This window comes from uncultured Aquimarina sp., from assembly GCF_947492965.1.
Taxonomy (GTDB): domain Bacteria; phylum Bacteroidota; class Bacteroidia; order Flavobacteriales; family Flavobacteriaceae; genus Aquimarina.
This window is the reverse complement of the sequence record NZ_CANLOZ010000001.1, coordinates 242,266-266,751: the sequence shown is the minus strand read 5'-3', so window position 1 is coordinate 266,751 and position 24,486 is coordinate 242,266. Positions and strand designations below refer to the sequence as shown.

Annotated in this window: 33 protein-coding genes; 23 read left to right on the top strand and 10 right to left on the bottom strand. The window is 32.2% G+C overall.

The window, feature by feature from the left end:
• Positions 1–5 precede the first annotated feature (5 nt).
• Complete coding sequence (locus Q1B37_RS01280) at positions 6–692, top strand: AraC family transcriptional regulator (RefSeq protein ID WP_299894545.1); 687 nt, start codon at positions 6–8, stop codon at positions 690–692.
• 99 nt (positions 693–791) lie between these two features.
• Here Q1B37_RS01280 and Q1B37_RS01275 read toward each other — a convergent pair whose 3' ends face one another.
• From Q1B37_RS01275 to Q1B37_RS01245, 7 genes are all read right to left on the bottom strand, one after another.
• Positions 792–968 carry a hypothetical protein gene (locus tag Q1B37_RS01275; protein WP_299894543.1) on the bottom strand — a complete coding sequence of 59 codons (177 nt, stop codon included), beginning with the start codon at positions 966–968 and terminating at the stop codon, positions 792–794.
• Between the two features lie 63 nt (positions 969–1,031).
• Entirely contained in the window at positions 1,032–1,214 is a 183-nt protein-coding gene (locus tag Q1B37_RS01270; protein ID WP_299894541.1) for a hypothetical protein, read from the bottom strand.
• A gap of 100 nt (positions 1,215–1,314) precedes the next feature.
• A complete protein-coding gene (locus tag Q1B37_RS01265) occupies positions 1,315–1,548 on the bottom strand; it encodes a hypothetical protein (protein ID WP_299894538.1) in 234 nt (77 codons plus the stop codon).
• Positions 1,549–1,578: 30 nt separating this feature from the next.
• On the bottom strand, positions 1,579–1,737 hold the full coding sequence (locus Q1B37_RS01260) for a hypothetical protein (protein ID WP_299894536.1): 159 nt from the start codon (positions 1,735–1,737) through the stop codon (positions 1,579–1,581).
• A 459-nt stretch (positions 1,738–2,196) separates the two neighbouring features.
• Positions 2,197–2,355, bottom strand: coding sequence for a hypothetical protein (locus Q1B37_RS01255; RefSeq protein ID WP_299604214.1), 159 nt, complete (start codon positions 2,353–2,355; stop codon positions 2,197–2,199).
• Positions 2,356–2,396: 41 nt separating this feature from the next.
• The gene (locus tag Q1B37_RS01250) at positions 2,397–2,633 is read right to left on the bottom strand and encodes a hypothetical protein (protein WP_299604217.1); all 237 of its coding nucleotides are present in this window, start codon (positions 2,631–2,633) and stop codon (positions 2,397–2,399) included.
• 25 nt (positions 2,634–2,658) lie between these two features.
• Positions 2,659–2,886, bottom strand: coding sequence for a hypothetical protein (locus Q1B37_RS01245; protein ID WP_299894533.1), 228 nt, complete (start codon positions 2,884–2,886; stop codon positions 2,659–2,661).
• A gap of 272 nt (positions 2,887–3,158) precedes the next feature.
• Here Q1B37_RS01245 and Q1B37_RS01240 point away from each other — a divergent pair, with 272 nt between their 5' ends.
• Both Q1B37_RS01240 and Q1B37_RS01235 read left to right on the top strand, forming a co-directional pair.
• The gene (locus Q1B37_RS01240) at positions 3,159–3,761 is read left to right on the top strand and encodes a hypothetical protein (protein ID WP_299894531.1); all 603 of its coding nucleotides are present in this window, start codon (positions 3,159–3,161) and stop codon (positions 3,759–3,761) included.
• Between the two features lies 1 nt (position 3,762).
• Positions 3,763–4,512 carry a hypothetical protein gene (locus tag Q1B37_RS01235; protein ID WP_299894529.1) on the top strand — a complete coding sequence of 250 codons (750 nt, stop codon included), beginning with the start codon at positions 3,763–3,765 and terminating at the stop codon, positions 4,510–4,512.
• Here the strand turns inward: Q1B37_RS01235 and Q1B37_RS01230 are convergent.
• Both Q1B37_RS01230 and Q1B37_RS01225 read right to left on the bottom strand, forming a co-directional pair.
• Positions 4,501–7,635: a CHAT domain-containing protein gene (locus Q1B37_RS01230; protein WP_299894526.1), complete on the bottom strand. Its 3,135-nt coding sequence runs from the start codon at positions 7,633–7,635 to the stop codon at positions 4,501–4,503. The two genes, Q1B37_RS01235 and Q1B37_RS01230, sit on opposite strands and share 12 nt — an antisense overlap.
• A gap of 246 nt (positions 7,636–7,881) precedes the next feature.
• Positions 7,882–8,259, bottom strand: a complete 378-nt coding sequence (locus Q1B37_RS01225) for a hypothetical protein (protein WP_299604232.1) — start codon at positions 8,257–8,259, stop codon at positions 7,882–7,884.
• A 382-nt stretch (positions 8,260–8,641) separates the two neighbouring features.
• Here Q1B37_RS01225 and serS point away from each other — a divergent pair, with 382 nt between their 5' ends.
• The 9 genes from serS (at position 8,642) to Q1B37_RS01180 (ending at position 16,976) form a co-directional block, all read left to right on the top strand.
• Entirely contained in the window at positions 8,642–9,913 is a 1,272-nt protein-coding gene (gene serS / locus Q1B37_RS01220; RefSeq protein ID WP_299604235.1) for a serine--tRNA ligase, read from the top strand.
• A gap of 95 nt (positions 9,914–10,008) precedes the next feature.
• On the top strand, positions 10,009–11,796 hold the full coding sequence (locus Q1B37_RS01215; protein WP_299894523.1) for a tetratricopeptide repeat protein: 1,788 nt from the start codon (positions 10,009–10,011) through the stop codon (positions 11,794–11,796).
• Between the two features lie 125 nt (positions 11,797–11,921).
• The gene (locus Q1B37_RS01210) at positions 11,922–12,230 is read left to right on the top strand and encodes a DUF4286 family protein (protein WP_299604239.1); all 309 of its coding nucleotides are present in this window, start codon (positions 11,922–11,924) and stop codon (positions 12,228–12,230) included.
• A 32-nt stretch (positions 12,231–12,262) separates the two neighbouring features.
• The gene (locus Q1B37_RS01205; protein WP_299894520.1) at positions 12,263–12,679 is read left to right on the top strand and encodes a hypothetical protein; all 417 of its coding nucleotides are present in this window, start codon (positions 12,263–12,265) and stop codon (positions 12,677–12,679) included.
• A gap of 1 nt (position 12,680) precedes the next feature.
• Positions 12,681–13,547, top strand: coding sequence for a 16S rRNA (adenine(1518)-N(6)/adenine(1519)-N(6))-dimethyltransferase RsmA (rsmA, locus tag Q1B37_RS01200; RefSeq protein WP_299894517.1), 867 nt, complete (start codon positions 12,681–12,683; stop codon positions 13,545–13,547).
• 86 nt (positions 13,548–13,633) lie between these two features.
• Positions 13,634–14,989 carry a magnesium transporter gene (gene mgtE, locus Q1B37_RS01195; RefSeq protein ID WP_299604246.1) on the top strand — a complete coding sequence of 452 codons (1,356 nt, stop codon included), beginning with the start codon at positions 13,634–13,636 and terminating at the stop codon, positions 14,987–14,989.
• Positions 14,990–15,048: 59 nt separating this feature from the next.
• Positions 15,049–15,450 (top strand): acyl-ACP thioesterase domain-containing protein, encoded by a 402-nt coding sequence (locus Q1B37_RS01190; protein WP_299604248.1) that lies wholly within the window; start codon positions 15,049–15,051, stop codon positions 15,448–15,450.
• A gap of 16 nt (positions 15,451–15,466) precedes the next feature.
• Positions 15,467–15,832: a cupin domain-containing protein gene (locus Q1B37_RS01185; RefSeq protein WP_299604250.1), complete on the top strand. Its 366-nt coding sequence runs from the start codon at positions 15,467–15,469 to the stop codon at positions 15,830–15,832.
• 55 nt (positions 15,833–15,887) lie between these two features.
• Complete coding sequence (locus Q1B37_RS01180) at positions 15,888–16,976, top strand: Gfo/Idh/MocA family oxidoreductase (RefSeq protein WP_299894514.1); 1,089 nt, start codon at positions 15,888–15,890, stop codon at positions 16,974–16,976.
• Positions 16,977–17,035: 59 nt separating this feature from the next.
• On the opposite strand, the gene Q1B37_RS01175 is transcribed toward Q1B37_RS01180, so the two are convergent.
• On the bottom strand, positions 17,036–17,470 hold the full coding sequence (locus tag Q1B37_RS01175) for a hypothetical protein (protein ID WP_299604254.1): 435 nt from the start codon (positions 17,468–17,470) through the stop codon (positions 17,036–17,038).
• A gap of 529 nt (positions 17,471–17,999) precedes the next feature.
• On the opposite strand from Q1B37_RS01175, the gene Q1B37_RS01170 reads away from it, so the two are divergent.
• From Q1B37_RS01170 to Q1B37_RS01120, 11 genes are all read left to right on the top strand, one after another.
• On the top strand, positions 18,000–18,770 hold the full coding sequence (locus Q1B37_RS01170; RefSeq protein ID WP_299894511.1) for a hypothetical protein: 771 nt from the start codon (positions 18,000–18,002) through the stop codon (positions 18,768–18,770).
• A gap of 181 nt (positions 18,771–18,951) precedes the next feature.
• The gene (locus Q1B37_RS01165; protein WP_299894508.1) at positions 18,952–19,893 is read left to right on the top strand and encodes a 2-hydroxyacid dehydrogenase; all 942 of its coding nucleotides are present in this window, start codon (positions 18,952–18,954) and stop codon (positions 19,891–19,893) included.
• Entirely contained in the window at positions 19,887–20,507 is a 621-nt protein-coding gene (locus Q1B37_RS01160; protein WP_299894505.1) for a hypothetical protein, read from the top strand. The genes Q1B37_RS01165 and Q1B37_RS01160 overlap by 7 nt, the downstream gene beginning before the upstream one ends.
• Before the next feature lie 56 nt (positions 20,508–20,563).
• Positions 20,564–20,980, top strand: a complete 417-nt coding sequence (locus tag Q1B37_RS01155; protein WP_299604262.1) for a response regulator transcription factor — start codon at positions 20,564–20,566, stop codon at positions 20,978–20,980.
• Between the two features lie 144 nt (positions 20,981–21,124).
• Complete coding sequence (locus Q1B37_RS01150; protein WP_299894502.1) at positions 21,125–21,646, top strand: DUF4199 domain-containing protein; 522 nt, start codon at positions 21,125–21,127, stop codon at positions 21,644–21,646.
• 14 nt (positions 21,647–21,660) lie between these two features.
• Positions 21,661–22,119: a DUF1801 domain-containing protein gene (locus tag Q1B37_RS01145; RefSeq protein WP_299894499.1), complete on the top strand. Its 459-nt coding sequence runs from the start codon at positions 21,661–21,663 to the stop codon at positions 22,117–22,119.
• 57 nt (positions 22,120–22,176) lie between these two features.
• Positions 22,177–22,560, top strand: coding sequence for a VOC family protein (locus Q1B37_RS01140; protein ID WP_299604271.1), 384 nt, complete (start codon positions 22,177–22,179; stop codon positions 22,558–22,560).
• A gap of 64 nt (positions 22,561–22,624) precedes the next feature.
• Complete coding sequence (locus Q1B37_RS01135) at positions 22,625–23,068, top strand: NINE protein (RefSeq protein ID WP_299604273.1); 444 nt, start codon at positions 22,625–22,627, stop codon at positions 23,066–23,068.
• 84 nt (positions 23,069–23,152) lie between these two features.
• A complete protein-coding gene (locus Q1B37_RS01130) occupies positions 23,153–23,476 on the top strand; it encodes a metalloregulator ArsR/SmtB family transcription factor (protein WP_299604276.1) in 324 nt (107 codons plus the stop codon).
• Positions 23,477–23,491: 15 nt separating this feature from the next.
• Positions 23,492–23,974, top strand: coding sequence for a DUF6428 family protein (locus Q1B37_RS01125; protein ID WP_299604279.1), 483 nt, complete (start codon positions 23,492–23,494; stop codon positions 23,972–23,974).
• A 5-nt stretch (positions 23,975–23,979) separates the two neighbouring features.
• A complete protein-coding gene (locus Q1B37_RS01120) occupies positions 23,980–24,477 on the top strand; it encodes a GNAT family N-acetyltransferase (RefSeq protein WP_299894496.1) in 498 nt (165 codons plus the stop codon).
• Positions 24,478–24,486 lie beyond the last annotated feature (9 nt).

The window sequence follows — 24,486 nt, the reverse complement described above, 5'->3', positions numbered from 1 at the left end:
AACTTGTGAAGTTCTATTATTCAAATATCAACTCCAAGGATTTAGACTGGTTACAGATTTTTTTATATGGTACAATTGTTATTATAGGTATTGATATTTCTATAACTATTTACGAAGTACTATTCGGTGATATCACTTCTGCAATCGGAATTATTGCCGTTTTCGTGGTCTTTTTAATTGTGTATTTAGCATACAAAGGTATTTCACAAACAAAGGTATTATTACCAGAATTCTTATTAAAAAAAGAAGATGTCATACACGAACAGAGTACAGAAGAATCTAGTTCTCATCAAACCAAAATCACACATGATCCAGAAGAATTGGATATTTTATTCAAACGACTAGAAATCATTATTCGCGAACAAAAATGTTATCTAACACCCGAATTATCCTTAAAGTCAGTATCCGAAAAACTCAACATCTCTGACAAAAAGCTATCCTACTTACTGAACCAACATATGAATGTTAGTTTTTATGATTATGTAAATCAATTTAGAGTAGAAGAAGTAAAGAAAAAGATTATAAACCCTTCATTTTCTAAATATACACTATTGGCTATTGCTCTGGAATGCGGTTTTAACTCTAAGACCAGCTTTAACAGAACTTTTCAACGCTTTGAAAAAATCACACCTTCAAAATTTAGAACCCAAGTTTTGAAATCAAAAAGTAATTATGACTTAAACGAATTGTAATATTTACAACTTGTGATAAACTTAAATACCAAATCTATTTCACATAAAAAAGCCGCCTACATATAGCAGGCGGCAATAATAAATTAAAGTATTCTCCTACTATAATTTACAACATATACAATGCCCTGTGATATAATAGCCAGGCTCGCAAGTTCCATCCGAAGAAAAATATGGCGCTCTGCATCTGTCCACTGCTATAGGAAGTAACCCTCCATTAATATTTTTTTGTTCTGATTTCTCTAAAATTTTACCTAAAGCTTGAATTGATTTTTTCATAAAATAATGAATTAATGATTTGTATATAATTACTGTTGTTTGATGATTTGACTATGAATCTTATTAAGAATACAAACAAAATTCTGGAATACACTGAATAGGTATAGTATCACTAAAAAGGTAACAACAACTAACATTGTCACAAATAAAATCTACGGTTGGACAATCTTGCGAAAAACCTCCATTGATTTGTTTTTGAGCATTTTTAGTAAGCACTATTCCAAAGCTTAATAATGATTTTTTCATAATGTACTAGTTTATTTGTTATTAAAACATTTCGCGTAATAATCCCTGTTAATTACCATCTTTGAAAACGGTATTCTATTAAAGATGCTTAGTCTTTTTATTAATAAAACCAAAAACCTCCACCGATACCTGTGCAAGCTGCGGCATGTCCGTTGATGGTACAACTCTCATCCTGTTCACGACCTACGCAAGCACTTGAGTGCCCAACAGAACCCACTCCGCCAGTACCTGTTCCGATACAAGTTGTAACTATAGCGATTAGACGACTTCCTGCGATTTGTTGTTGTTCTTTTCTAGTCAATACTTTACCTAAAATGGACAATGATTTTTTCATATTTAAAACTTAAAAATTAATCTTATTCAATTACAGAAAACAATTACCCATAAAGCAAGGCACTGGACATCTTGGAGCATCTGCTGGAGCATTTCCTCCTGCACACCAGAAGCCTCCCCCTTTTCCATTAATTTGTAGTTGTTGAGATTTACTTAATTCTTTCCCGAAGGTTAACAAGGATTTTTTCATTCCTAAACAATTTAGTGAGTTAATTAATCCCTGACCCTTTTTCGACACTCAGGGCTGTGTCTTTTTTTTCAAAATACACTCTCAAAAATAGATATATCCTACAAAACCAATGAGATAAATTATTCTGATATAAGCGTAAAGCTCCCCGAAGTAAAGTGTAAATTCCCTGAAAATCGTACCAAAAGAAGATGTGGTACCTTTTTTATTCGATTATAGTTTCGAATATGTACTTGAAGTAATTTTAAGAATACTTGGAAATAATAATTTAAAAAATAAAGAAGTGAGAACTCAATGACTTTTATTTTCTATTTTAAAATTTTACTATTCTACTGCATTTAAAGTGTGGTTTCAAATCTAAAACCATCTTTTAGGTCGCCATAGACCTAACTTGTTGTGATGTTTATAATAATTTTTTAAGATAAGAGCTTCATAAATCGAAGCTCTTATTTACTACATTAATTATAATAGACAATTACCCATAAAGCATCGAACAGGACACCACTGATTTGTAGTATGTGCGTTCCCGCCAGCACACCAGTAAATGTTTCCTTTTCCATTAATTTGTAATTGCTCTGATTTACTCAATTTCTTGCCAAATTCTAATAATGACTTTTTCATGGTTTTAATAGTTTATTTGTTTATTTAAGAATTATATGGTTTTAAACGCAGCATTGTCCATTAACAACACTACCAAAACAACGTCCTCCTGGAAAAGGATCTCCCCAAGCAGTTCCATTTGCAACGAAAGAACATTCTCTTCCATTAACAAACTCTCCACCTTCTAAAATGTAATCTGAAGAACATCCACAAGCCACAAAAGCAAGTCTTCCTCCATGGATCTCTTTTTGTTCTGATTTACTGATTGTTTTACCAAACTCTAACAATGTTTTTTTCATGATTCTAAAAGTTTTGATTTAAAAATTAAGCGCAAACACCTTGTCTTCCAAAACCAGCATCCAAATCACATCTTCCTGTACCGCAATCAGAATTGCTAGTACACGCACATCCTCTAGGACGCCCTTCTCCAGTATACACGTCTCCTCCACCAGCGCAGATATCTTCAGAATCGGTAAACGAAATACCTCCTTTGATTTGTTTTTGTTCGTTTCTGTTTAAAGCTCTTCCTAAGTTTAACAATGATTTCTTCATTAGTAATTATTTTAAAATGATTAAATCCTTGAACATTTTATGACACTCAAGGTATATGTCAATTCATTTATCAATCCCCTACAAAATGAATTTTCAGATAGGGTTCTATGGTAGTAATGCAGGAACTAAAAAACATAACAGCTTTTATCAATATTTTTTGATTTTTATTTTTTGATTAGCTTTGTATCCTTTTGAAACAATGATCCATAAAGGTTGTCTTTAATCAATAGATTTGATCACCGTTTAATTGTTTTAAAGAAATTTACCCTTATATGAATAGAAATAAACTTGAAAAGATTGTTGAACAAGCGAGGCAAGGAAATGAACTGCCATTTGACTACTTTTTCAAGGATCTTTTTAAGCGATTACAACCAAGACTTTTATCACTAACTAAATCTCCACAAGAAACTGAAGAGATATTTATTTCGGCTATGCAAAAGTTTTGGGAACGTTTCGTTATTCAAGAAGAAAACTTACCAATAAATAGTTTGGGATACATTTATCAAATGTGTAAAAACAACTGGCTAATGAATAAGAGGAATCCATGGAATTCCTTTGCATTAAAAGACGATTTACATTTGTTGAGTAACCGAGAACAATCTAATAATACATATAGCAATGACTCTATAGAAGATCTCGAACAGGAATGGCTACAAAACAAAGCATTATCACAAGCATTAGATGCCTTATCCGACAAATGTAAAATGCTAATGCAGTCGGAAATAAATCCTGAAATTAAATTAAAAGATTTACAACAAGAATTAGGATTTGGAAATTATCAAGCTCTTGTGCAAGCAAAATATAATTGCAAAAAAAGACTTATTAAAAAGGTATATGAAATATTTGATCAACTAATAGCTCATAAACAACGTTAAGATGAAGAAGATAGAGGATAACGATATAGCATTAATTACTCGGTATTTTGACCTTGACCTTTCTGAAAAAGAAATGGAGGCGTTTGATCAAAGATTTCAAAATGATCCTGACTTTGCGATTAAGGTAACGAAATATCGTCTTAGTATAGGTATTATTAAAGAACATTATCCTAACCAAGAGCAAGAACAACGCTCTGAAAAATGGAAACAATTAATTTCTGAGAATCCATCAGTGAACCAAAAACAATCCTGGAAATTAATTGCGGCTATTGCTGCTACAATTGTAATATTAGTAACATCTTGGTATTTCTCGGTTTCATCATCCGAAATTAATCTCAAAGTTTTAGCAAAAAATGCTTGGGATAAGAATGTCGGTTTTAGTGATTATCTAGTAAGAAACAATGTTGAAGACAATCCAAAAAAACTAGTAATTAATGCCTTTAAATCTTATAAAAAGAAAAATTATCAGTCAGTGCTTGAGCAATTAAAAGATTTAGATAATTCGTATACATATTATGAAGATGTTCTTTTAATAAAAGCTCTTGCTACGTATAAAACAGGACATTCCAAAAAAGCATTGCAGATATTAGATTCTTTGAAAAATTATCCCTCAGAAAAGCTATCCAAAGAAGCGCAGTGGTATATGGGATTAATTTATTTAGATCAAGATGATCTTATAGCCGCTAAAAGATATCTCGTAATTCCTAATCACAAAGATCATGAGATACAATTAAGCGAATCATCTTATTAATTTTCTTTTCAGGAAGAAAAATATACCTATAACTAAAAATCCTAACAAAAAGAACCACTTCCAGTTATTTGTACTGGGTGTTTCAAATGTAATAGTACTATAATCCCCTAATAAAAAAAAGCCTCCCCAATAAAAAGGGTCTTTTGTAAAAACATCTGTAGTTTCCAGATATTCTAATTTTGCTTGTTGCAAGGCTATAGCTTTATTCATTCCTTTAGTAAGGTTACTATAAAAGCTTTGTATTATTATAGGCGTAGTTTTATCTGATACTTCCCAACTAGTAAGCAATAAACTTTTTGTTCCTGCATATTGAAAAGCAGTCCCTAAGCTTAAAATCCCTTCTCCTTTAGCGACCTTCCCCATTCCAGTATTACAAGCACTTAACACGGTTAACTCCGCCGGAATCTCGAGTGAGTACAATTCATGACTATAAAGAATATTATCTTCTAATGAATCTTTGGTTTTGGTAAAATAAATTCTGGAATTATCTGGGTTTTGATGATCCACTTCTCCATGGAGTGCTAAATGAACCACATTATAGGAAGAAATATTATTTTTGAAGTTGCGCTCGATAGCTTGATCTCCATAAAAATAACGCCCTTTAACTAGATTCGCAATACTTTTTATTTCCTTTCGCGTACCAGGAAGGTCATCATCACTATTCCGTAACAGTTCAAAATCTACCACATTGCCTTCATTTAAAGAAGAATCTGGATTAGAAAAAGAAAATGCCAAACATTCTTTTCTTAGGCCATGTGATTCCTTCTCTTTCAAAAATTTTCCAAACAAAAGACTAGCAGAATTAGCATAACTTATAGCATAATCCTTTAGCAAATATGGTAATTCTTGATAATCGCTCGTTCCCAAATCTGAAGTTAATAGCAGTTCAAAATTTAAATGCCATAAGGATTCATCCGGCACAATTATAAGTTGATTTCCAACAATATATTCTTTTATCGGTAATAAAAGTTGTTCATATAGTTCATACGCTAAAGTTTTATACGCTTCTTTATCTTTATCTAGAATAGCAGATCTAAATTCCTTTATTTTTTTATTAATTTTTTCTCCAGCAAGTTCTTTTACATTTGCTGTGTTTTTAGTTATTACAAAAGAATACATCTTATCATCTGCCATAAAATACTCTACAAGTGTTCTTTGTTCACCTAAATGTTTTTGAACATCTGATATGGAAAGTAGATTGTCATCATATTTTAAACTATAATATCTTGGATACTGAATTTCCAAGGACTTTTTTAATGAATCCTGACGCCTAGAAATATCACCAATTACAGTATTTATTTCAGATACTTTAGTACTATCTTTATTTTCTGTTCCTATTAAATTGTAATATTTAGATTTGACAGAGGACAACTCTTCTCTTAGCTTCTTTTCGTAAGCCAACAGCTCTTCCGGAAGCTCTGAAAATCCTTTAGCGTTTGCTTCATTCAATAATTCTTTTAGCAAATTTGCTTTGCTACTTTCTGCATAACCAAAAGCCCTTTCTATGGTTAGATCTTTATTGCTGTTTCGTAGTAATTGAGTAGCAATACCTCCATGAAAAACATTTTTAACATCCTGAGCAAATGTTATCTTATCTTCTTTGTGATATTGTGTTTTTCTTATTACTTCTATCAATCTATCTGCCTTTGCATAAGTATCTATACTTTCTTTAAGTAACTCTAGATCATTTTCCTCTCTATACTTCCTTCGCAGAACCAATCCCTTCTGTTCCAAGGACTTCAACAATCTGGTTAAACTCACATAACTGTCAAATTCTTCATCATCGAATAAATCACTGGTCTCGGATTTATTATTAGCCATAATTGCTTTTTCAAGATATCCCAACGCTTTATCATAAGCATTTGCTTTCGTTTCTATGTCAGCCATAAGGATATAAGATTCTACCACATAAAAGCTATTAACACCAAAGCCTTTTAAACGAATATCGAGTGCTTTATTAGCATACTCAATAGCTTTTTTATACTGTCCTATTTCCATATAAAGTTCACTAGTGTAAGAATAGAAATAACTAGTTCGAACGTTTTGTTCTCCATAAGCCTTGCGTGCTAAATCAAGTGCTTTTTTAATGTAAGTAATGCCATGTTCTCCTCTAATCAACAACCCTTTTATGCTATAAGGTAAGGCTAACATTGGAAAATCAGCACCGAATACACCCTCTCCTATATTGATTGTTTTATTGATGTGGAATAATGCTTTTTCCTTATTATTTTGCATATAATAAACATCACCGATATTATAATGCATTTGAACTTGATCAGGATGATTTTTACCCATGTGTAGTTCACTAAGATGCAATGATTTTGTAAAGTACTCAAGACTTCTGTTATACTCATTATTATACTTATACATCAAACCAATATTGTTATATAAGTCGACAAAATGGAAATTATCGGGTTTGTATACCTCATTTGCAATTGCTATTGATTTCTCTAGATATTCCAAGGTCTTGTCATACATACCTTGCTCAAAGAAAACATTCCCTATCTGGCGATAAATCTCGATTGTATTAATTGCTTTCGAACCATTAGTTTTATGCTCTAAATCTAAGGCCTTTTCAAAATAACTAATAGCATCTTTATAACTTCCTTTGGAAGTATATACTGTTCCTAAATTAAAGTATGACTTAGCAAAATCATAGTGATTAATAGAGAGATTTTTTGTTCTCAATTCTAAGGCCAAATCGTAGTGTTTTTTTGCTAAATCAAAATCAGACTTACCTACCACATAATAAGATCCTAAATTATCTAAGGCTTTTGCTCTTATCACAAAGTTTTCAGGTATTTTATGTTCACATATCTGCAAAGCACTTTCTACGTGGGATAAGGCTTTATCTAAAACAAAAACATTCCTATAGCTTTCAGACAACTTACATTCGGAAAGAGCAAGTCCCTCCCAATCCTGATTTCGTTTGTATATTTTCCGTGCTTCTTTGAAATACTCTATGGATTTCTTAAAACTTTTTTGCTGTAATAACGAATCCGCTTTTTTAAAAAATTGTATAGCAGTTGGACTGTCCTTGGCTATTTGGGAATTGGAGTTTGTGCAATAAAAAAGTACGAATAGCTGAAATAGTAGAGGTAATAATGAATACTTATTTATCATAAGTGGCAACTAAATTTTGAGATGATGTGTGTTTGTTATTAATAACACAAAGATCATAAATGTTACCAAGAACGGAACGCATTTCTCACTAACAAAAAAGTATAAAGTAAAACAAAAGTTCTTTTTTATTGTAAATCAAAGGAATACCAAAAAATCATTTATAAAAAAATGAGTATGATTATTACCACACTCATCTAAATTATAATTTTTAATCTTTTTGCAAGGTATCTCAGCAATAATAAAAACCTAAAAAGTCGGAATGGAAGCTGCTAAAACTTCTTTTTCGTAATGCGTGATTTTATTGTCCTCAGAAAACTCAAACTTCATGATCATCGAGGATTTTTCTGCTTGCATAATGTATGATTTTTCTCCATCCTTTTCAGAAATCATTCGACAGTCTTCTATCATTCCAAGAGTTTGATTTGTACTATCCAGAAAACGATCAATTTCTTCCATAGTCATTTTCTCTTGATACTTTTCGTCTAATAGATCAAAAATCATCGATGGAGAAAGATAATTATATCCTTTGGTGAAATCTGCAATAATTACGTCCTTATCATCCAGATTCTGAGCAGAGATTGTGTGAATAAAAAATACGGTAAATAAAAAATATAATGGTTTCATGTTGGGGGTGTGTATTGATTATTCCTTTTATAAATGTAAGAAAAAACTTCAAAATAAAAAATTATTTAATCGATAAAAAAACATTTTTTATCGATTAAAAGAATGTGTAAATCAAAGTATTACCCCTTGAATATCATCAAAAATTATAAAAAGATAAAGTCTGGTTTACTTGATTACATTTTTCATCGATCCATACTAATTTTTACCCACATAATACTATGCTCGTTTTCTATCTTTATTTAAATTTGCTTCTTTAATGCGAAAGGGATAGTAGCGACATCCTTTTGTTTTATTATTCTGAGCTTGTCGAAGGAAAAAACAAAAGATATAGCGAATAGCCCGACCACGAGGAAAGCGAGTGGAATCGCCCAAAACAAAACACATGTTACTTGCACAACAAATCATAGCCAATAAAGAGGAGTACGTTAAAGCTCTAGCCAAAAGAAATTTTGATGCTGCTGAGATATTAGAAAAAGTCATCAGTCTAGATGAAGAACGTCGTGCTACGCAATCTAAATTAGATACCATAAAAGCTGATTCTAATAAATTAAATAAAGAAATTGGTTTTTTATTTAAAAATGGAGAACAACAAAAGGCTAATATTTTAAAAGAAAAAGCTTCTCAAATAAAGGAAAGTATGAATTCTCTGGAACAGCGACTTCCAGAGGTAAAAACAGAACTTACAGAACTTTTGTATACGATTCCAAATATCCCACATGATTCTGTACCCAATGGACAAAGTGATGAAGATAATGAAGAAGTGTTTAGAGAAGGAGAAATTCCTGTGCTAGAAGAAGGTGCATTACCACATTGGGAATTGGCGAAGAAATATGATATTATAGATTTCGAGCTTGGAGTAAAAATTACAGGAGCTGGATTCCCAGTATATAAAGGAAAAGGAGCGCGACTACAACGTGCACTAATTAGTTACTTTTTAGATAAAAACACTGCGGCTGGTTATAAAGAGTACCAAGTACCTCACTTGGTAAATGAAGCTTCTGGATATGGAACCGGTCAATTACCAGATAAGGAAGGTCAGATGTATCATGTAACTGCAGATGATCTATACCTGATACCTACGGCAGAAGTGCCTGTAACAAATTTATTTAGAGATAATTTAGTAAATGAAAATGATCTTCCGATTACTTGTACTGGATACACACCTTGTTTTAGAAGAGAAGCAGGGTCTTATGGAGCTCATGTAAGAGGATTAAACCGTTTACATCAATTTGACAAAGTAGAGATTGTTCGTATTGAAAAACCAGAAAACTCTTATGAAGCATTAGATGGAATGGTCGCTCATGTAAAAGAAATTTTGAACGAACTTAAATTACCTTACAGAATTTTGAGATTATGCGGTGGTGATATTGGTTTTACTTCTGCACTAACTTATGATTTTGAAGTTTTTTCTACCGCTCAGGATCGTTGGTTAGAAATTAGTTCTGTATCAAATTTTGAATCTTATCAGGCAAATCGTTTAAAACTTAGATACAAAGATAGTAATGGTAAAAACCAATTAGCGCATACCCTAAATGGTAGTTCTTTAGCTTTACCGAGAGTACTTGCTGGAATTCTAGAAAACTATCAAACACCTAATGGAATCAAAATTCCGGATGTGTTGGTTCCTTATTGTGGATTCGAATACATTGATTAACACATACTATATTGGATTGTTAGCATACTAGTTTAACAGTATCTATAACATTATATCAAAGCGCATTTTGCTATATTTACAAAAAAACTTGCAGAATGCGCTTTATTGCTATCATTATATTTTTTGCTTTCTTAACACCTGTTTTCGGTCAATCCGAACAATTGGCAAAGAACTATGTGCAGCAAGGTCAATATGAAAAAGCACTTTCTATTTATCAAAAGCTTCATTCTAGAAACCCAAATAGAACTACTTATTTATTAGGTCTTGTAGAAGCTCATCAGCAGTTAGAACAATTTGATAAAGCAGAAGAAATTCTGAAAAAGCAGATTGAGCGAAAACCCAGTAATGCGCAATTGTTAGTGGAACTTGGTCATCATTATGAAGTTCAGGGAAACCCAGAAAAAGCAAAAATGTATTATGATAAGGCTATTAAAATATTTAATAGTAATAATGTAAATGCTGCTTATTCTCTAGCACAGACTTTTGAAAAATATAACCTTTTGGATCAAGCTGCTTTGATCTATGAGAGAGGTATGGCCTCTAATCCAGGTTCTAATTTCAACGTACAACTTGCTAAAATCTATGGAGAACAAGGAAAACTAGAAAAGATGTTTAATAGTTACCTTTCGTTACTCATTTTACAACCTAATTACAAAAATATTGTTCAGCGAAATTTTAGTCAATATATAACTGAAGATCCTTTTAACGAAGCTAATGTTATATTCAGAAAATTATTGATTAAAAAACTACAACAAAATCCAGATATCATCTATAACGAAATGCTCAGTTGGCTTTTTGTGCAGCAAAAGGATTTTAAAAAAGCTTTCGTGCAAGAAAAAGCAATTTACAAACGTAAAGATGAAGGTCTGCAAGGTATTATCGGTCTTGCGAGAATTGCCATTGGCGATAAAGACATTAAATCAGCAACGCAAATTTTGGATTATATCCTTAAAGCTCCCGCTGGAAACGACATGAAACTTACTGCTCATAAGATCATTCTAAAAGCAAAAACAGATCTGGCAGAGAAAAAAGACTATAAAGAAATTAATAAACAGTATACCGAAGTATTTAACACCTATGGAAAATCTCGAGAGACTATCGGATTACAAATAGACTATGCTCATTTCTTAGCTTTTAATCAGGATGAAAAGCAACAAGCAATTGATTTTTTAAAACGCTTACTAAAGGAAGAAAAACTATCCAGATTTCAATCATCTAGAGCAAAAATGAAAATTGCGGATATCTTAGTATTGGACCAAAAGTTTAATCAAGCATTGATTTATTATTCTCAGGTACAAAATGCCCTAAAAAATAATTTTCTTGCTCAAGATGCACGTTTTAAAGTCGCAAAAACCAGCTATTATAAAGGGGATTTTGCATGGGCGCAAACTCAACTGGATGTTTTAAAATCATCAACTTCTCAGTTGATCGCAAATGATGCTATGGAATTGAGTCTCATTATTAGTGACAATTCATTAGAAGATTCTACACAAACAGCTCTTAAGATTTTTGCAAAGGGAGACTTATTATCTTTTCAGAATAAAAACCTAGAAGCTATTGCCAAATATGAAGAAATTTTAGTCAATCATAAAGGAGAAAAGATAGAAGATGAAGCCTTTCTGAGACAAGCTAAATTATTCGAAAAAGAACAGGAATTTGAAAAAGCGAAGGTAAATTATCTAAAAATTATAGAATTCTATCCTGATGACATTTTAGTAGATGATGCTTATTATTGGTTGGCTGAGCTCTACGTAAACCAACTAAACCAACCAGAGAAAGCAAAAGAATTGTACGAAAAGCTCATCTTTAATCATGCAGATAGTATCTATTTTGTAGATGCGAGAAAAAAATATCGTGCACTACGTGGTGATGCTATAAATTAGATTCGCTTTTAATCCCTTGTCACTTTTAAATATTAACTAAGAAGTAATAGTAGGTCTTAGCTTCTTCGTACCTTTGCCTGCTACCAATAATTTTTGGTGTAGCAATAATAAAGAAGAATATTCGCATGTACATATATAACGTAACTATCAATATTGAAGAATCCAAAAACGAAGAATGGTTACAATGGATGAAAAGCGAGCATATTCCAGATATGTTGGCAACAGGAAAATTTAGTAAAGCACTAATGACTAAAGTTTTGGTAGATGAAGAAATGGGTGGTATTACTTATTCGGTGCAGTATACTACCGACAGTAAGCAAACTTTAGAGAAATACTATCAAGAAAATGCCGAGCAATTGCGTGCCAAATCCAATAGGTTTGCTGGTCACTTTGTTGCTTTCAGAACGGAACTAGAAATTATTAGTGAACACTAATTCATACCTAAAAAACAATTAAAAATAGATTTGTGAAGACATATCATGCGTCCATACTATATGCTATCAAAATTTTCGGTCTCATTGTTTGTGCTGGCTTTGCGGTATTTATTATAAGCCTATTCATTAATATCGTCTCATTTTTTATAGAAAGTTCACTATTCGAAAAAATTGTTGTTGGTATTCTTGGTACTTCATTTTTAATAGCAGCATTTTTAATTATTAGATCTAATAATCCATCGATAAGCTTTCACGAGAAGTATATGCGTATTGGACGTCAGGAAATTCCTTATGAAATTATAGCTAGTTTTCATAGCGCAAAAGGAGGTTCAGAACCGTATTTACTAACCAAACAAGGAAATAAGATTGATCTTGAAATTTCCTGGTTTAGAAAAAAAGATCGATTAGAAATCGAAGAGACTCTTTTAGAGAAATTAAATCCATCATAGCATGTCATCTAAATTTAAAAAAAATAAAAAGCATAGTTCTCATGATAAAATCAATTATGAGAAAACTGCTGTACGTGCTAAAAAACATTTGGGACAGCATTTTTTAAAAGATGAAAATATAGCGAGAAAAATAAGTGATACTCTAACGCTAAATAACTATATTAATGTTATTGAGATTGGCCCTGGAATGGGCGTACTCACCAAATACATACTCCAGAAAGATCTCAATCTGGTTGCTATGGATTTGGACACAGAATCTATTGAATATCTCAATACTAATTTCCCTTTGGAACATCCAGAAATAAGAAATGGAAAGGGTAGCTTTACCGTGATCGAAGCGGATTTTTTACGATTTGATCTCGATACTTTATTTGATAACGAACCTTTTGCGATAACTGGTAATTTTCCATATAATATATCCTCACAAATAGTCTTTAAAACCTTAGAAAAAAGAGAAATAATTCCTGAATTTACAGGCATGTTTCAAAAAGAAGTTGCCCAACGTATTTGTGAAAAACCAGGAAGTAAAACATATGGTATTTTATCTGTATTAACTCAAGCGTTTTATGATGCTGAGTACCTATTTACCGTGCCTCCATCTGTTTTTAATCCTCCACCAAAGGTGGATAGTGGGGTCTTGCGTTTGATCAGAAAGGAAAACTATACACTGCCATGTAACGAAAAACTATTTTTTAGTGTGGTAAAGACGGCTTTTGGTCAACGTAGAAAAACCTTAAGAAATAGTTTAAAAACATTTCAACTACCTGATGATATTAAAGAAATGGACTTGTTCACCAAAAGACCTGAACAATTAGATGTCACTCAATTTATAGAGCTTACCTTACTCATAGAAAAAACAGTGAATTAATTCATTTAACATCATTGTAAAGTGCAATTCATTTCTTTGGTTATCTTTGTGAGCGTTTGTAAAGAATTCCTATAAACGAATATCCTATGGCATTTGAGATTTCCGATAAATTTATTGACCAAGTGAAGCACCTTGTGGAAACGGAAGGGAATGTTCATTTGCAAGAAATGCTTGAAGAAATTCATTTTGCAGATATCGCAGAGATAATAGGCGAACTCAACCTTTATCAGGCAACCTACATTATAAAACTACTAGATAGTGAAAAAACTTCTGAGGCTCTTATGGAGTTAGAAGAAGATTTTCGTGAACGTATTTTAGAAAACTTATCTGTAAAAGAAATTGCGGAAGAGTTAGAAGAAATGGATACGGATGATGCCGCTGATATTATTGCCGAATTGCCTGATCACCGTGCAGAAGAAGTAATTGCCGAAATAGAAGATGAAAAACATGCAGAAGATATTAAAGAACTGCTGTTATATGAAGAAGATACTGCTGGTGGGTTAATGGCTAAAGAATTAGTGAAGGTAAAAGAAACTTGGACAGTAGCAGGTTGTGTGCGTGAAATGCGTAGGCAAGCAGAAAAAGTTACCCGAGTACATTCTATTTATGTAGTTGATAAAGAAGGTAGACTTAAAGGACGATTATCTCTAAAGGATTTACTTACTGCTTCTGCTAAGGCATATATTAAAGATGTATATATTCCAAAAGTAGATTATGTAAATGTAGCAACTGAAGGAGAAGAAGTTGCTAGGATTATGCAAAAATATGATTTGGAAGCAATTCCGGTTGTTGATAATGAGACCGTTTTATTAGGTAGAATTACCATTGATGATATGGTTGATTTTATCAAAGATGAAGCCGAAAAAGATTATCAAATGGCAGCTGGTATTTCTCAGGATGTGGAAGCCGATGATAATGTATGGGAGCTTACAAGAGCAAGATTACCATGGTTAGTTTTAGGACTTTTTGGTGGTTTAGGTAGTGTCTTTATCATGCAAGATTTTGAAGATGTCATGAACAACCCCCAAATACGAGACCTATTCTTTTACACACCTCTTATAGCCGCTATGGCAGGTAATGTAGGTGTACAATCTTCTGCTATTATCGTTCAAGGTTTAGCCAACGACAACGTAAAAGGAAGTCTTTGGAATCGTTTATTAAAAGAAATTGGATTAAGCTTAATCAACGGTGCTGCTCTTGCTTTATTGATTATTCTTTTTGGTATGATCATGGGATACGAAATATCCTTTAGTCTTACCATTGCTATCTCGCTAATGAGCGTAATTATTGTAGCTGCTTTAATAGGCACTTTCGTACCAATTATTTTAGACAAAAGAGGAATAGATCCCGCCATTGCTACCGGACCTTTTATCACCACTAGTAATGATATTTTTGGAATTTTCTTATTCTTTTATATTGCCAAATTAATCCTCGAATTTTAGCCGTAACATTCAGCTAAGTATTGTATCTTATTCCAGAAGAACAATGCATTACTTCTTATATGAATACTGAAATATTTGAATATAATATTACTGTTCCTGCATCGGCAATTGATGATATGAATCACGTAAATAACGTAACGTATCTTCAATGGGTACAAGATATTGCCAAAAAACATTGGGAAGCCAAAACGAGTAACGAATTAAGAAACACCTATGTTTGGGTTGTTCTTAATCATTACATAGAATATCACCATCCATCTTTTGAAAATGAAAAATTGATCATAACCACCTGGATTGATCATCATCGTGGTGCAAAAAGCGAACGACATACCAAAATCGTAAATAAAGTAACCAAAAAGGTAATTATAACAGCCAAAACCTCTTGGTGTTTGCTACATAAAGAAACGTTAAGACCCACCAGAATCACCGAAGAAATAAGTACCTTGTTTTCGTATCAATAATTTATCAATCGAAAACATGGAAGCGATAAACATAAAAGACAAACTTTCGCAATTTAATAAGCAATGGCATCCACATCGTATTGCTACCGTAGATGATAATCAAATTTACCTAGCAAAAGTATGTGGTGATTTCGTATGGCATAAACACGATGATGAAGATGAACTTTTTCAGGTAGTAAAAGGAACTCTTTATATGAAATTTAGAGATAAAACTGTAAAGGTTGAAGCTGGTGAAATTATTGTGGTCCCAAAAGGTGTTGAACATTGTCCTACGACAAAAGATAATGAAGAAGTACACCTATTGCTATTCGAAAAGGCGAGCACTAAACATACTGGAGAAACCATTTCCGAACGAACTGTATCTGAATATATTGACATTTAGAAAACGCTTTTGATTTATAAAAAGCATCTATCTTGAATCTTAAATTATTGGAGTTATGAGTTTAAATAGAAGAACTTTTATACGTAATATTGGTTTAGCTGCAGGATATAGTCTTATTCCTTCTCAATATTTACTTGCTAATTCATCTGAAAAAAAGTTAGGCGTATGTCTTGTCGCGCTTGGAAACTATAGTACTACTGTGTTAGCACCTGCTTTGCAATTAACCAAGCATTGCAAACTTACTGGAATCGTTACTGGAACGCCTTCTAAAATTCCTATTTGGCAACAAAAATATGGCATACCCGACAAAAATGTTTACAACTACGAAACGATGGATCGCATAGCGAACAATCCAGACATAGATGTTATTTACATCGTTTTACCCACAGGTTTACATGCTAAATATGCGATTAAAGCTGCTAATACTGGAAAACACGTTTGGTGTGAAAAACCAATGGCGAAAACCGAAGAAGAATGCCAATCCATTATAAACGCATGTCAAAAGAATAAAGTGAAACTAGCTATTGGATATCGTATGCAGCATGAACCCAATACTCAAAAAGTTATACAATGGGCATCGACTAAACCTTACGGTAAAATAAAAACCGTTCATGCCGAAATAGGTTATTACGTAGGAAATCCAAAAAAAAGCTGGAGATTAGATGCAAAATTAGGTGGTGGAACAATGTATGACTTGGGAGTTTATTCTTTAAACGCTGCGCGATATGCCACTGGTGAAGAACCTATTTCTGTAGTAGCTGAACAAATGACTACTAGACCAAACATATTTACAGAAACTGATGAAACTACTCATTTTACATTAGAATTTCCATCAGGCGCAATTGCATACGGAAAAACAAGTTTAGGTCATGATATGCATAGACTTCATGTTGATGCAGCCAACGGTTGGTATCAATTGCAACCATTTTCTATGTATTCTGGCGTAAAGGGAACGACAAGTGATGGAAAACAACTGAATACTTATATTGCTAACCAGCAGGCCAAACAGATGGATGATGACTCACTTTCTATCATAAACAATACTGATATGATTGTTCCTGGAGAAGAAGGCATAAAAGATATTAGAATTGTGGAAGCTATTTATAAATCCGCCAAAACTAAGCATAAAATATCCTTAACATAATAAGTAAACACACATATTATGCTGATCTTAAAATCAAAAAGATAGTATTGATATAGAATTTATAGCTCTTCTTTACAAGACCTTACGGCTTCATAAAAAAGTCTATAATCTGTAGTGGTTACGACCTCTCCCTTTGTACTTAATGTAACCGTTCCATTTTTTGCTATTTCGCTATAAGGAACTTGCTTTTTCACATATCCCTTGTATACAAATTCGAAATAACTATTCTCATTTAACTTACTAGGATTTACCAAAAAATCATACAGTCCATCTTCGTCAGTGTAGGCTTTCATACAAGTATTCTCGTCGACAACCAGTTTTACAGCAACATATTGCATTTTCTTCTTGCGCTTACCTAGAACTTTTCCAGTAAGTAGTTCATCCTCTGTTATCGACTCGATGCCTTCATTTTCAGTAAGGCCTTCGCTTTTCTGTTGCGACTTGCAAGAAACAAGTAGGGATAAAACAAATGATAATAGTAGTAGTACTCTCATAGTATAGTAATTTTGGGTTTGTACATTATAAGTATAGTAAAAAAAACTAAAATTTCCGCTATTTTTTATAAATCTTGGTCAAGTTACAAAATAAAATTACTTGTTTCACATAACTTAGGTAGTGTTTTTTTATAATATGTTAAAATAGGGTAATTTCTTCATCAATTCATCTTAAAAACGTGTAAACCACCTAAAAATTTAAGTGGTTTACTAGGAATTATTAGTTCATTAATAGTGCTATCGATAAAATCATACTTACCAAAAATGTGGTTTTCTTTAGTTTTTAATCAACTTATATCTTTTACTATTTGGCATGCCTAATTTAACAAAATAAGCTCCGGAACTCAGATCTCTGATGTACCCTTTACTTATTGCATAAACTCTCTATTATTATTGTTTTCATAAACCACTTATTATTCAAAAGCATAATCTTCATAACACTAAAAACACGTATAAATACGATATTTTCCCTCATTCTTATTTTATAGTTTTAACCTTATTAAAACCTACGCTCAAAATTCAAAACAATATGACCACTACAGTTGAAAAAAATCCTACTTCTAATACATCTAATGAGACAAATACAACAAAAATAATTCCTGGAATATCGGAAAACATCATTCAAACTCTTAGCGATGAAATAAACAATATGTTATCCTACGCCATTTTTAATGGTATTACAATTAATACGGAGGTAAACACACTAATTCAAAATAGTTCAGTGGATGATCTTATCAATGCTCATAATTTATTATGCAAAAACGTTGCTCCTGCTACTCCAAAATCTATTGAATTTATTAGAAAAATTAGAGAGCAAGGTAAAGGGAAAAATTTCCTTAGTAAATTACCGATTCTAAGAAATCTAGTACTGTTATCTTTAATCTTTCTAGTCGCATTTATTGTTACAGGAATTTCTCCTGAAGTAAATAATGATTCGCTGGACAAAGGCATCATGGAGAATCAAGGTATTTCTTTATTGCTCAACCTTGGTTTTTTAACATCCATATCAGGATTAGGAGTACTTTTTTATCTGCTAAAAAATGCAAGTACAGCAGTTAAAAATGGAACACTAGTTCCTGAAGACACCATATATTATGCGGCTCTAATAATATTGGGTATAATCGCTGGAATTATTTCGTCAGAAATCATTTCCTTTTACCAGGAAGATGGTAAGAATATCAATCTATTTAATAAAAGTTTATTAGCATTAATAGGAGGATTTTCTTCGGATGCAATTTTTAGTATTCTCCAAGGAATCATAGATAGAGTTAAAACGATTTTTATTCCCTCAGCTACATAGTAATACAACAAAATTAACACTCGTTATACTTTTAATCTTTTATTAACTATTTTTTGACCTTTTAAGAATACCTTACGAATTAATTTATCTTGTAGACCAAGTGGATGCTGGAGTATAACTAAAAGTATTTTGAGCATCGAAGTGTCTTTTTATAAAATCAAAAGTCAACCAATAGTTATTCATGAAAATATTACACATAGATGAAAATCATCCCTTACTTATTAAACAATTAGAAGCGCTAGGATTTCAAAATGATGAGGATTATGAAGCTATAAAATCTGAAATAGAAGAAAAAATAGATCGATATGATGGCGTAATTATAAGAAGTAGATTTAAAATTGACAAAACATTCATAGATAAAGCAACAAATCTAAAATTCATAGGACGTGTCGGAGCCGGTTTAGAAAGTATTGATATAGAGTACGCTCAGAAAAAAGGGATTCAACTTTTTTCAGCACCTGAAGGAAATCGAAATGCTGTTGGAGAACATGCATTAGGAATGTTATTATCTCTTTTTAATAAATTAAACACCGCAGACCAACAGGTAAGAAAAGGAGCTTGGAATCGAGAAGAGAATCGTGGAATTGAATTGGATCTAAAAACTGTTGGTATTATAGGATACGGAAATATGGGGAGAGCATTTGCTCGTAAACTAAGAGGATTTGATGTAGAAGTAATTTGCTATGATATTAAAGAAGATGTAGAAAATAGTGATGCTACACAGGTAGACTTAGAAGAACTCTTTGAGAAAACAGATGTGTTGAGCCTACATACTCCTTGGACTCCATTAACCGATAAAATGGTCAATGCTTCGTTTATCGATAACTTTAAAAAACCATTTTGGCTTATTAATACAGCAAGAGGAAGAAGTGTAGTTACTAAAGATTTGGTGAATGCTTTGGAATCAGGAAAAATTTTAGGTGCAGGATTGGATGTGTTAGAATATGAAAAATCTTCATTCGAAAACCTATTTACCTCAGAAAACGAAATGCCAGAGCCTCTAAAAAAATTATTACAATTCGATAATGTTATCTTAAGTCCGCATATTGCAGGGTGGACTATTGAATCTAAAGAAAAATTAGCACAAACAATTGTAGATAAAATCAAAGCCCAATTTTGCTAAAGGAAATTTTCACAACACTTGTTTCTACTTATTCTGATGACTCTCAAGTCATAGATGCTCTTTGGAGTCAAATATTGAAAAAACACAATAAGAAAAATCGCTATTATCATAACTTATCACACCTAGAAAATGTATATCAGAAATTACTCGTTGTACAAGACAAAATAGCTGATTGGGATATGATTTTGTTTTCCATTTTCTATCATGATTATATTTATAATGTTCTCAAAAAAGATAATGAAGAACAAAGTGCTTTAAAGGCAAAAGAAGTTCTAGAATCATTAGGAATAGATCCACAAAGAATTGAACTCTGTACAGAAATTATCATCGCTACAAAGGGACATCAAATATCTGAAATCAATGATATTAATTACTTTACCGATGCTGATCTTTCAATTTTAGGAAGTAGTTGGCATGATTATGAAATCTACTATAAACAGGTAAGAAAAGAGTACAAATACTATCCAGATTTTATGTACAACAAAGGAAGGATTGAAGTGCTAAAACATTTCCTAAAAATGCCTCGTATTTTTAAGACCGATTATTTCTTTGATAATTTTGAAAGGCAAGCAAAAGAAAATCTTCAAAAGGAAATTGTCATACTTTCAAAATAAAATTAGCAAGGTAATTTCTAGAGGCAATTAAACTTTAGTTTTGTTACATTTATAATGTGAAGAAAACCGTTTTTATTTTTGGAGCTTTAGTACTGGCATTGCTTACCCTATTTAAGTTAAGTAAATACAGTTTTGTTTCAGGCAATACCTCTATTGAATTTATTCTAGCTGCTATAGCAATTATCTTTTTTGTTATTGGAGTAATGATCAACAGAAAGGTACTTCATAAAAACAAAACTTCTGGTAAAGAAATTGATCATAAAAAAATCACACAGCTTGGACTGAGTAAACGAGAGTATGAAGTTTTATGCGAAATAGCTTTAGGTTTATCGAATAAAGAAATTGCCAACAAACTTTTTGTTTCAGAAAGTACGATAAAAACACACGTATCAAACATTCTAGTTAAATTAGGCGCCAAACGAAGAACCCAAGCCATACAAATTGCTAAAGAGTTAAAAATCATTTCTTTTTAATAATACTTAGCACTAAAGTACTACTAAGTACACTACAAACAATATCACCACTTTTAGCTAAAAATAAGATTTCATACTTTAGTATGAGTAGTTTTTTGGGCACCTAATTTACTTTTGAGCTCAACCTTATAAATACATATACAAATGAAAAACACAGTTATTCGTTATGGAATTTATGGTGCTATCACCATATCTATATTGTTTCTATTAGCACTTACTTTAGGTAGAAATCTTTCCTATTTCGCACAAGAAGTTATTGGCTATACAAGCATGGTCGTTTCTTTACTTTTCGTTTTTTTTGGGATTAAACATTATAGAGATCATGAGAATAATGGCATTGTTTCTTTTGGAAAAGCCCTCCTCATAGGAATACTGATATCCTTATTTGCTGCATTGGCATTTGGGATTATCGATGTCATCTATATCTTATATATAAATCCAGATTTTGCCGCCGAATACTATGGGCATATGGTAGAGCAAATGAGATCAACCCTTCCTGAAGAAGAATTTAAAATAAAGCTTGCAGAACTTGAAGCCGAAAAGGAGTTGTTTTCCAGTCCGGTCATGAATTTTTTATTAATGTCATTTACTGTTCTTATCATAGGATTTATAATTTCGTTAATTTCAGGTCTCATTTTGCAAAGAAAATCAACCACCAATAACTAAAACAAAACCAGATCATGCAGTATAAAGCAAACTCACCAGAAGAGTATATCAATGCCATCCCAGAAGAACGTAAAGAAGCTATGCAAACCCTTAGAAAAGTGATTTTGGAGAATCTTCCAGATGGATTCTCAGAAGTAATGAGTTATGGAATGATAGGGTACGTAGTTCCTCATGAGCTATACCCTAACGGATATCATTGTGATCCTAAATTACCCTTACCATTTATGAATATTGCATCTCAAAAGAACTTTATTGCGGTATATCATTCTGGTATCTATGCGGATAAAAATTTAATGGATTGGTTTGTTGGAGAATACCCTAAATATGTAAAAACAAAACTAGATATGGGCAAAAGTTGCGTCCGATTTAAAAAAATTGAAACAATTCCCATGCAACTAATTGGAGAACTTGCTTCTAAAATGACTCCAAAACAATGGATAGAATTATATGAAGCTAATGTAAAAAAGAAGTAAGTAATAACGATTTTATAAGATTCCCTTCTTCAAGGGAATTACTAAAAACATATAAATATGAAAAGAGTAACTGGATTAGGAGGATTTTTCTTTAAAACAAAGGATCCAAAAGCTACTAAAGAATGGTATGGAAAACATCTGGGATTACCAGTTGATGACTACGGCTGTACTTTTTGGTGGAAAGATAAAGAAGGAAATGATTGTTCTACACAATGGAGTCCTTTTAAAGAAGATACGAGCTATTTTACACCAAGTAAAAAACAGTTTATGATGAATTTTAGGGTAGAAAACCTAGAAGAACTTCTTAAGGTCTTAAAGGAAGAAGGAGTCCAAATAGTAGGAGAAATTGAGGAGTATGACTATGGAAAATTTGGTTGGATTCTAGATCCTGAAGGAAATAAAATTGAACTCTGGGAACCCGTGGACAAGGCATTTCTATAAGCCAAAAAGAGATAAATATTTTTTGTAACTTTCTACTCACTAATCAATTATATAACTGTTATTTATGAGCGAAGAAAACAAAAACCTTGGTGACGATCTAAAAAAAGGGGCTGAAGAAGCTTTTGATAGTGCAAAAGATGCTGCTAAAAAGGCATCCGAAAAAGCAGGTGAATTTGCAGATGATGCCAAAGATGCTATTAGTGATTTTGCAGAAGATGCCAAAGAAACGGCAAATGAGTTTGCAAAAGAAGCCAAAGAAACTTTTAATGAAGTAACTGGAGACAATAAAAAGGTTCTAGCAGGTATTTTAGGGATTTTATTTGGTTCTTTAGGCATTCACAAATTCGTATTAGGATATACAAAAGAAGGCTTAATCCAACTAGTAATATCAGTAGTAACTTGTGGAGCTGGAGGTCTTATAGGAATTATAGAAGGTATCATTTATCTTACAAAATCAGATGACGAATTTTATCAAACATATCAAGTAGGCAGAAAACCTTGGTTCTAGAAATAGGATAAAAAGCCAAAAAAAACAATTTTGGCTTTTTAGTTTTATTTTATTATCGTAATATTGCGATATTATAATTTAAATATGGGTATTACTAAAACGCAAATATTTGATCAAAGGCAAAATGAATTGGCCCAACTTTTTAAAATACTTGGACATCCAGCAAGAATTGCCATACTACAATACATCAGTAAACAAAATGCTTGTATATGTAATGATCTGGTAGAAGAAATAGGTTTAGCGCAAGCTACCATATCCCAACATTTGAAGGAATTAAAGAGTATTGGATTATTAAAAGGAGAGATCGAAGGAAAAAGCATGTGTTATTGTATTGATATTGACAGTTGGAATGCATTACAACAAAATTTGAACTCATTTTTTAACACCACCAAACAGAATTGTTGTTAAACTAAAAAATACATTATGAATACATCAGAATTTATCTCTCTATTGGGAGAACATCAGGAGAAGTCGTTACTTTTCGAATATGCACCAGGAATGTTAGTAGGTGCAAACTATCACGTTACCGAAGTTAAGCATGTTACTATTGATTCTGTAGACTGTGGTGCCGGAAAGGATTCTTGGAAAGAAACTATCATACAGTTATGGGAAAGTCCATTAGAACTAGGAAAAACAGATTATCTAACCACCTATAAAGCGTTGGGCATTCTCCAAAAAGTGGGAAAAATATCAACTTATGATATGGATGCGGTAGTAAAAATTGAATACGGTAATACTATGTTTCATACCGCTCATTTACACATTACTGGTTTTAGTGCTCAAGAAGGAAAATTAATCATCCGATTATCAGTACAACCAACAGATTGCAAAGCAAAAGAAACTTGTGGCGTTCCCGAAACAAACGCTACCGCAAATGCTTGTGCACCTGGAAGTGGGTGTTGCTAGAAATAATGAGTGCCGAAGTCGAAATAACTAATTTTACCAAACAAGATTGGCCTAATATCGCTACAATCTATAAAGAAGGTATTGATACTGGTACAGCAACTTTCGAAACTACTGTTCCAACATGGGAACAATGGGATACATCACATATTAATTCTTGTAGGCTAAAAGCTGTTCTAAATACCGAAACGGTCGGTTGGGCAGCACTAGCACCTACATCTAAAAGAGAAGTTTATAAAGGTGTTGCAGAAGTTAGCATTTATATAACATCAAAACATCGAAATTTAGGTATCGGAAAGTTACTTTTGACCAATTTGATTACCGAAAGTGAAAAAGAAGGGTTTTGGACATTACAAGCCGGTATCTTTAGTAAAAATAATGCTAGCATTAAGCTACACACCAATGTAGGTTTTAGAATCATTGGGTATAGAGAAAAAGTAGCTAAATTAAATCACATTTGGTATGATAATACCATTTTAGAAAGAAGAAGTAAAAAAATTATATAACCGCAAAAC

What these genes read in the sequence shown, in the direction of transcription:
- Q1B37_RS01275 (WP_299894543.1), bottom strand. Translation starts at nt 968, where the DNA reads ATGAAAAAATCAATTCAAGCTTTAGGTAAAATTTTAGAGAAATCAGAA.
- Q1B37_RS01270 (WP_299894541.1), bottom strand. Translation starts at nt 1,214, where the DNA reads ATGAAAAAATCATTATTAAGCTTTGGAATAGTGCTTACTAAAAATGCT.
- Q1B37_RS01265 (WP_299894538.1), bottom strand. Translation starts at nt 1,548, where the DNA reads ATGAAAAAATCATTGTCCATTTTAGGTAAAGTATTGACTAGAAAAGAA.
- Q1B37_RS01260 (WP_299894536.1), bottom strand. Translation starts at nt 1,737, where the DNA reads ATGAAAAAATCCTTGTTAACCTTCGGGAAAGAATTAAGTAAATCTCAA.
- Q1B37_RS01255 (WP_299604214.1), bottom strand. Translation starts at nt 2,355, where the DNA reads ATGAAAAAGTCATTATTAGAATTTGGCAAGAAATTGAGTAAATCAGAG.
- Q1B37_RS01250 (WP_299604217.1), bottom strand. Translation starts at nt 2,633, where the DNA reads ATGAAAAAAACATTGTTAGAGTTTGGTAAAACAATCAGTAAATCAGAA.
- Q1B37_RS01245 (WP_299894533.1), bottom strand. Translation starts at nt 2,886, where the DNA reads ATGAAGAAATCATTGTTAAACTTAGGAAGAGCTTTAAACAGAAACGAA.
- Q1B37_RS01240 (WP_299894531.1), top strand. Translation starts at nt 3,159, where the DNA reads ATGAATAGAAATAAACTTGAAAAGATTGTTGAACAAGCGAGGCAAGGA.
- Q1B37_RS01235 (WP_299894529.1), top strand. Translation starts at nt 3,763, where the DNA reads ATGAAGAAGATAGAGGATAACGATATAGCATTAATTACTCGGTATTTT.
- Q1B37_RS01230 (WP_299894526.1), bottom strand. Translation starts at nt 7,635, where the DNA reads ATGATAAATAAGTATTCATTATTACCTCTACTATTTCAGCTATTCGTA.
- Q1B37_RS01225 (WP_299604232.1), bottom strand. Translation starts at nt 8,259, where the DNA reads ATGAAACCATTATATTTTTTATTTACCGTATTTTTTATTCACACAATC.
- serS (WP_299604235.1), top strand. Translation starts at nt 8,642, where the DNA reads ATGTTACTTGCACAACAAATCATAGCCAATAAAGAGGAGTACGTTAAA.
- Q1B37_RS01215 (WP_299894523.1), top strand. Translation starts at nt 10,009, where the DNA reads ATGCGCTTTATTGCTATCATTATATTTTTTGCTTTCTTAACACCTGTT.
- Q1B37_RS01210 (WP_299604239.1), top strand. Translation starts at nt 11,922, where the DNA reads ATGTACATATATAACGTAACTATCAATATTGAAGAATCCAAAAACGAA.
- rsmA (WP_299894517.1), top strand. Translation starts at nt 12,681, where the DNA reads ATGTCATCTAAATTTAAAAAAAATAAAAAGCATAGTTCTCATGATAAA.
- mgtE (WP_299604246.1), top strand. Translation starts at nt 13,634, where the DNA reads ATGGCATTTGAGATTTCCGATAAATTTATTGACCAAGTGAAGCACCTT.
- Q1B37_RS01190 (WP_299604248.1), top strand. Translation starts at nt 15,049, where the DNA reads ATGAATACTGAAATATTTGAATATAATATTACTGTTCCTGCATCGGCA.
- Q1B37_RS01185 (WP_299604250.1), top strand. Translation starts at nt 15,467, where the DNA reads ATGGAAGCGATAAACATAAAAGACAAACTTTCGCAATTTAATAAGCAA.
- Q1B37_RS01180 (WP_299894514.1), top strand. Translation starts at nt 15,888, where the DNA reads ATGAGTTTAAATAGAAGAACTTTTATACGTAATATTGGTTTAGCTGCA.
- Q1B37_RS01175 (WP_299604254.1), bottom strand. Translation starts at nt 17,470, where the DNA reads ATGAGAGTACTACTACTATTATCATTTGTTTTATCCCTACTTGTTTCT.
- Q1B37_RS01170 (WP_299894511.1), top strand. Translation starts at nt 18,000, where the DNA reads ATGACCACTACAGTTGAAAAAAATCCTACTTCTAATACATCTAATGAG.
- Q1B37_RS01165 (WP_299894508.1), top strand. Translation starts at nt 18,952, where the DNA reads ATGAAAATATTACACATAGATGAAAATCATCCCTTACTTATTAAACAA.
- Q1B37_RS01150 (WP_299894502.1), top strand. Translation starts at nt 21,125, where the DNA reads ATGAAAAACACAGTTATTCGTTATGGAATTTATGGTGCTATCACCATA.
- Q1B37_RS01145 (WP_299894499.1), top strand. Translation starts at nt 21,661, where the DNA reads ATGCAGTATAAAGCAAACTCACCAGAAGAGTATATCAATGCCATCCCA.
- Q1B37_RS01140 (WP_299604271.1), top strand. Translation starts at nt 22,177, where the DNA reads ATGAAAAGAGTAACTGGATTAGGAGGATTTTTCTTTAAAACAAAGGAT.
- Q1B37_RS01135 (WP_299604273.1), top strand. Translation starts at nt 22,625, where the DNA reads ATGAGCGAAGAAAACAAAAACCTTGGTGACGATCTAAAAAAAGGGGCT.
- Q1B37_RS01130 (WP_299604276.1), top strand. Translation starts at nt 23,153, where the DNA reads ATGGGTATTACTAAAACGCAAATATTTGATCAAAGGCAAAATGAATTG.
- Q1B37_RS01125 (WP_299604279.1), top strand. Translation starts at nt 23,492, where the DNA reads ATGAATACATCAGAATTTATCTCTCTATTGGGAGAACATCAGGAGAAG.
- Q1B37_RS01120 (WP_299894496.1), top strand. Translation starts at nt 23,980, where the DNA reads ATGAGTGCCGAAGTCGAAATAACTAATTTTACCAAACAAGATTGGCCT.